Source organism: Streptomyces sp. BR123 (genome assembly GCF_013401435.1).
GTDB lineage: Bacteria > Actinomycetota > Actinomycetes > Streptomycetales > Streptomycetaceae > Streptomyces.
Map to the genome: position 1 here is coordinate 1 of NZ_JACBGN010000389.1, position 5973 is coordinate 5973.

Annotated in this window: 5 protein-coding genes; 1 reads left to right on the forward strand and 4 read right to left on the reverse strand. The window is 71.3% G+C overall.

What is annotated here, in order from left to right; genetic code table 11:
- Positions 1-30: 30 nt before the first annotated feature.
- The 3 genes from HYE82_RS33390 to HYE82_RS33400 all read right to left on the reverse strand — a co-directional run bounded on the left by HYE82_RS33390 (position 31) and on the right by HYE82_RS33400 (position 3307).
- Complete coding sequence (locus HYE82_RS33390) at positions 31-1137, reverse strand: amidinotransferase (RefSeq protein ID WP_179177966.1); 1107 nt, start codon at positions 1135-1137, stop codon at positions 31-33.
- A 184-nt stretch (positions 1138-1321) separates the two neighbouring features.
- Complete coding sequence (locus HYE82_RS33395) at positions 1322-1654, reverse strand: hypothetical protein (RefSeq protein ID WP_179177967.1); 333 nt, start codon at positions 1652-1654, stop codon at positions 1322-1324.
- An 81-nt stretch (positions 1655-1735) separates the two neighbouring features.
- A complete protein-coding gene (locus tag HYE82_RS33400) occupies positions 1736-3307 on the reverse strand; it encodes an APC family permease (RefSeq protein ID WP_179177968.1) in 1572 nt (523 codons plus the stop codon).
- 310 nt (positions 3308-3617) lie between these two features.
- Between HYE82_RS33400 and HYE82_RS33405 the strand changes: the two genes are divergently transcribed.
- Positions 3618-4277, forward strand: coding sequence for a hypothetical protein (locus HYE82_RS33405; protein ID WP_179177969.1), 660 nt, complete (start codon positions 3618-3620; stop codon positions 4275-4277).
- 122 nt (positions 4278-4399) lie between these two features.
- Here HYE82_RS33405 and HYE82_RS33410 read toward each other — a convergent pair whose 3' ends face one another.
- A complete protein-coding gene (locus HYE82_RS33410) occupies positions 4400-5965 on the reverse strand; it encodes an aldehyde dehydrogenase family protein (RefSeq protein ID WP_309144537.1) in 1566 nt (521 codons plus the stop codon).
- Between the last annotated feature and the right edge of the window lie 8 nt (positions 5966-5973).

Consider the following 5973-nt stretch of genomic DNA (forward strand, 5'->3'; position numbering starts at 1 on the left):
CGGCCCCCGTCCCGCCGCCCCGGCCGCCGCTCACGGGAAATACGATTCGAGCCGCCCACGGCGCCTCACATCGAGCGTCGCGCAATGGAAGGACCCGGCGAACGGGGCGTAGTGCAGGAAGTCACACGGGATCGGCTCGAAGCCCCACCGTTCCAGGGCGCGCAGCATGCCGGTGTGGTGGCGCTCCGCGATCACCCGCGTCTCGTCGACCATGAGCACGTTCATGTTCAGCCATTTGCCGCACAGCGACGTGATCTTGAGCAGGCGGCCGTCGGGCGGCGTGGGCTCGGGCGCGATCAGGACGTCCCACGAGCGCAGCACCTCGGGCAGGCGGTCGACGTCGATGTACTCGGGGTTGACCAGCACCTTGCCGGGTGCGAGCGGGAGGAACGTCGTGTCGATGTGCATGGGCGTGCGGCAGCGGCTCTCGATCTCGTGGATGCGATAGGCCGGTTCGAGATGGCGGCGCAGCCATGCGATGCCCATGGCGTTGGTGACGTTGCTGCGCGTGACGAACAGGTCCCGCCCCGCCCGGACGAAGTCCGCGGCATCGAACACCGGCTCGAATTCGGTGAGGATGTACCGCATGGGCTCGCCGGGCCCGGGGACACGGAAATCCGACTCGAACAGCGCATCGGTGAGCTGGGGCCTGGGCGCGGCCGTCCAGCGCGCGCCGAGCCGGAAGTAGTCCTTGAGGATCGTGCGGTAGGCGTGGGTCTCGAAATACCGGCAGGGCCACGCCATCGGGGTCTCGATGATCTCGTCGCCGATCACGAGCATGCTGTCGCGCGGGCAGCTGTTGCCGAAACCGCGTGACGACCAGTCGGGCGTGCCGAAACGCCGGCCGTGGTCGACCGCGTCCGGGCGCTTGACCGTGATGTCGAGGGACTCCAGCAGTGCGACGAACTGCTGTAGCTCCTGCTGTGCCGGCTCGACCAGCACGTTCGGGTACTTGAGGCCGGCGGCGAGCCTCTGCAGCCGCGCCGCCCACGGCGGGATGTTGCAGGACACGACCGGATGGCTGGAGGGGATCGTCACACCGTCGAGCCTTCCGACGATGACCTCCTCCAGCGGGTCCCACTCGTTGTGCGAGTTGACCGGCGAGGCCGGGGGTTCCGCACGGGGTTCCGCACCCATCACCACAGCCCGTCACGTTACCCAAGGGCGCGCCCCGCGGCGCTCCGACACGCACTGCCGCTGGCCGGCCCTACCGCCCCTCCCCCGCCCGGAACGGTGCGAGGGCCGCCTCCTCGTACGGGGCCGGGCTCGCGCTCGGCTCCCCCGCGAACGGCCGGTCCAGGACCGCCACCGGCAGCAGGCGCTACGTGGCCGGCAGTGCCTGAGGGCCCGTCCGGAGGGCGCCGCCGGTGCCCGCGAGTGAGGTCTCGGTGGACTTGACTGCGGCGCCGGCCACGGTGCCGGTGACTTCCAGGGCGGTCTTGGCGTCCTGTACGGCCTGGTCCGGGTGGTCGACGGCGTCGCCGACGCGTGTGGCGAGCGGGGCGGCCGCCTGGAGGGTGGCGTTGTCGGCGTGGGCGGCGCCCGCGGCGAGGCCGAGGGCTGCGGAGGAGAGGGCGAGGGCGGCGAGCGCGCGCTGCACGGCGCGCTCGGTGTGGCCGGCGTTCGCCGCGTGCTTGACGTGCTTGGCGTTCATGCCCGGTCAAACGATCCGCCGGGCCCGGGAGTCACCCCCGGGCCCGGCGATCGCGGCGGGCGCCGGTGCACCCGCCCGGGCTCAGTCCCCGACCACCAGCGACGGCGTCGACTTCGTCAGGACCTCGCCGCGGAAGAAGGCCGGGCTGCGGCGTTCGGTGACCGCCATGACGACGAGTCCGAGGCCCAGGAGGCCGACGCCGATGATGAAGACGCTGCCGACGCCGAGGACGGTGGATCCGGAGCCGTACGCCGGGTCCCACATGTCGATCAGGGTCTTGAAGAAGACGGCGGCGAGCAGCAGTCCGCCGAGGACCGGGAAGACGCCCTTGAGGAAGAGGTCGCGGGTGCTGCGGCGCAGCTCGCCGCGGAAGTACCAGGTGCAGGCGAAGGCGGTCAGGGAGTAGTAGAAGCAGATCATCAGGCCGAGCGCGAAGATGGTGTCGGTGAGGACGTTCTCGCTGACCAGGGTCATCACGGTGTAGAACGCGCCGGTCGCGACGCCCGCCATGACCGTGGCGCGGCCGGGGGTCTTGAAGCGGGGGTGGACCCTGGCGTAGGCGGGCGGCAGGGCCTCGTACGTGGACATGGCGAGGACCGTGCGGGCGACCGGGATGAAGGTGGTCTGCAGGGAGGCGGCGGCCGAGGCGAGGACGGCGACGAAGAGCAGGACGCCGAGGACGGGGCCCATGACGGGGCCGGCGAGGGCCGCGAAGACGTTGCCGGAGGTGTCGGGGTTGCCGAGGCCGAGGCCGGTGGCGCCGGAGCCGACGGCCATCTGGGCGGCGATGCCGGTGGCCAGGTACGAGCCGACGAGGACGACCATGGCGATGAGCGAGGCCCGGCCGGGGGTCTTGTCGGAGCCGGTGGTCTCCTCGTTGGTGGCCAGGCAGGCGTCCCAGCCCCAGTACATGAAGATCGAGAGGGAGAGGCCGGCGGTGAAGGCGGCCATGGATTCGACCGCGAAGGGGTTCATCCACTGCCAGGAGAAGTCCAGGCCGGTGTCGAAGGCGCCGGGGGAACCTGCGCCGCCCGTGGTGGCCTTCCGGAAGGCCATGACGACGAATACGGCGAGGACGGCGAGCTGGAGGCCGACCAGTGCGTACTGGACGCCCTTGGTGGCGGTCATGCCGCGGTAGCTGATGGCGGTGGCGACGGCGACGAGGGTGAGACAGGTCGCGATGTGGACGAGCTTGTTGTCGTCGAGGGCGGCGACCGATTCGCTGCCCGTCACCTCCCCGGCCAGCAGCCAGAAGTAGGAGGTGGCGACGCCGGCGAGGTTGGAGAGCACGATGATCGTGGCGATCACCAGGCCCCAGCCGCACATCCAGCCGATCCGGGGGCCGAAGGCCTTCACGGTCCAGGTGAAGGAGGTGCCGCAGTCGGGCATGGCCTTGTTGAGCTCGCGGTAGGCGAAGGCCACCAGGAGCATCGGCAGGAAGCCGGCCAGGAAGACGGCGGGCATCTGGACGCCGACCTCGCCGGCTGTGGAGCCGAGGGTCGAGGTCAGGCAGTAGACGGGGGCGACGGTGGAGATGCCGATGACGGCGCTGCCCACCAGTCCCACGGACCCCTTGCCGAGGCCCTTGCCGCGTACGTCGGCGACGTCGCGTGCCGTTTCTTCGGCTCCGGGCCGAACGTCCAGCTGAGTCATGGCACAGGACGGTAGATCCTGCGGTTTCCATATCCGGAGGGCTAAGATCCGGAACTCGGGACGGCGGATCTCCTTGGAATCCAGAGACCGAAGCCGGGGCGAATCGGCAATGAAAGGTCCACATGCCGGTGTTACCCCCGGTTCAGAGGGGCTCAGAACCGGGTTCCGTCATACGGAAACCGCAGCCATGCCCGTTTTGCCCGTTCCCAAACTTTCCCGCGCCAGTTTTCGGCCGCAGCGTTTGGCGCGGACATGCCGGTCGCCCTAGGCTCCCGACGATCAAGGTCATCGACACGGGGGACACAAGGTCATGAGCTCCAGGACAGTCACCAGGGCGGCCGCCGGCGCCACGGCCCTCGCCGCACTCCTCACCCTCACCGCCTGCGGAGGCGACGACGACGCCGTCGGCTCCGGCATCGCCGCGATCGGCGGCCTCGAAGGCGGGAACGGAAACAGCGGCGACGGCGGGAACGCCAAGAAGGGCAACGGCCTCGGCTTCAAGGGGCTGCCCAAGGCCGGCTCGATGGCGGAGGCCGCCCGCATCGTCAACGGCTACACCAAGTGCGACCGGATCAGCTCCACCAAGAGCGACTCGTCGACTTCCGGCAGCGACCCGGACGCCAAGTACGACAGCAAGACCTACTCCGTCACCGAGCGCGGCTACTGCGGACGCCGCAACGTCACCACCATCTTCATGATCAAGGACCCCAAGGTCTTCCAGGCCGCGTTCAGGGCCGAGGTCGAGAAGGACCACGCCGACGGCAAGAACGGCGATGTCAACAGCGGCCCGATCATCGGCCAGGACTTCGCCGTGGGATCCGAGAGTTCGGACGCGATGGCCGCCCTCCTCGCCCCCGGGAGCGGCATGCTGCTGCTCAACTGCCACCCCGGCTTCAACCCGCCGAGCGGATTCCGCAAGGAGCCGTCCCTGGTGAAGGGCTGCGTCCTGACCGACTACTACAAGGACTGAGCCGCACACGGACCACTGCACCGGCTGAGCCGCCACACGAGGACGGAGGGCACGCCGACGGGTCGGGGCGGCGGACCTGCCCCGGCCGGGACCGCCCCCCCTTTCGGCCCGCCCCCACGATTTCAGCCCGCCCACACGATCGACTGCATCTCGCTGTACGCGTGCAGCGCGTACGAGCCCACGTCACGGCCGACCCCGGAGCGCTTGAAGCCGCCGAACGGTGCCTCCATGTTCCGGCCGACGGTGTTGACCCCGACCCCGCCAGCCCGCAGCCGGCGCGCCACCCGGAACGCGCGCGCCGCGTCCCCGGACCACACGTAGCTCAGCAGCCCGTAGTCGCTGTCGTTGGCCAGGGCGACGGCCTCGTCCTCCCCGCCGTCCTTCCCGCCCTCGAACGGCACGACCACCACGACCGGCCCGAAGATCTCCTCCCGGACCACCCGCATGTCGCTCGTGCAGTCCACCAGCAGCGTGGGCGCGACGTAGAACCCGCGGCCCGGGGCACGGCCACCGCCGCGCCCGCCACCCGCGCCGCCTCCACCGCCGCCCACCACCGGGCGCGTCCCGCCGTACGCCAGGCGAGCGCCCTCCTTGCGGCCCAGCTCGACGTACGCCTCCACCCGGTCCCGGTGCGCGGCCGAGATCACCGGGCCGACGACCGTGCCCTTCACCGCCGGGTCGCCGACCTTCATGAAGCCCAGGTAGGCGGTCAGCTTCTCGACCAGCCGCGCGTACACCGCCCGGTGCACGATCACCCGGGTCGGCGCGGTGCAGATCTGGCCGCTGTAGAAGGAGAAGGTGGTGCCGATCCCGGCCACCGCCGCGTCCAGGTCCGCGTCCTCGAAGACGACCGCCGCGCCCTTGCCGCCGAGCTCCATCAGCTGCCGCTTCATGGAACGGCCGCAGACCTCCGCGATGCGCTGCCCGACCGCCGTGGAGCCCGTGAAGGACACCATGTCCACGTGGGGGGAGGCGACCGCCGCCTCGCCGACCTCCACCGCCTGCCCGCCGACGACGTTGACCACGCCCCGCGGCACCCCGGCCTCCGCCAGCGCCTCGGCCATCCGGAACACCGACAGCGGATCCTGCGGGGCCGGCTTGACCACCACCGTGTTGCCCATGGCCAGGGCCGGGGCCACCTTGCCCGCCGGGTTCGCCCACGGGTTGTTGTACGAGGTGATGCAGGTGACCACCCCGACCGGCTGACGCACCTCCAGCGCCCCCAGCACGGCCGCCCTCCCCATCGGGCCGGCCTCGGTGACCTGCGGCGGCAGTCCCCGCTCGACCGGTTCCAGGGCGCCCTTCGCGTACCGCCGGAAGCGGGCCGCCCCCACCCCGACCTGCATCCCGCGCGCGATGCCCGTCGGGGCGCCCGTCTCCGCCCGGGCCAGCTCCACCCACGGCTCGAACTCCCGCTGGATGATGTCCGCGGCCCGGTCCAGGATCGCCGCCCGCTGCTCCGGCCGCGTCCGCGACCATCCCTCGAAGGCCTCGGCCGCCGCCGCGGCCGCCTCCAGGACCTGCGCGGGCGAGGCCTCCGGCGCGAGGCCGACGACCGACTCGTCCGCCGGGTTGACCACCTCGTAGTGGCCGCCCGTCGGCTCCACCCACTCGCCGCCGATGAACAGCCGCTGCTCCCGCCGCCCCTTCGCCTGCCGCTGACTCTTATACACATCTTCCGAGCCCACGAGACCGG

Excerpts from the sequence above, each read along its gene's own strand:
- HYE82_RS33390 (WP_179177966.1), bottom strand. The coding sequence starts at position 1,137 with ATGGGTGCGGAACCCCGTGCGGAACCCCCGGCCTCGCCGGTCAACTCG.
- HYE82_RS33395 (WP_179177967.1), bottom strand. The coding sequence starts at position 1,654 with ATGAACGCCAAGCACGTCAAGCACGCGGCGAACGCCGGCCACACCGAG.
- HYE82_RS33400 (WP_179177968.1), bottom strand. The coding sequence starts at position 3,307 with ATGACTCAGCTGGACGTTCGGCCCGGAGCCGAAGAAACGGCACGCGAC.
- HYE82_RS33405 (WP_179177969.1), top strand. The coding sequence starts at position 3,618 with ATGAGCTCCAGGACAGTCACCAGGGCGGCCGCCGGCGCCACGGCCCTC.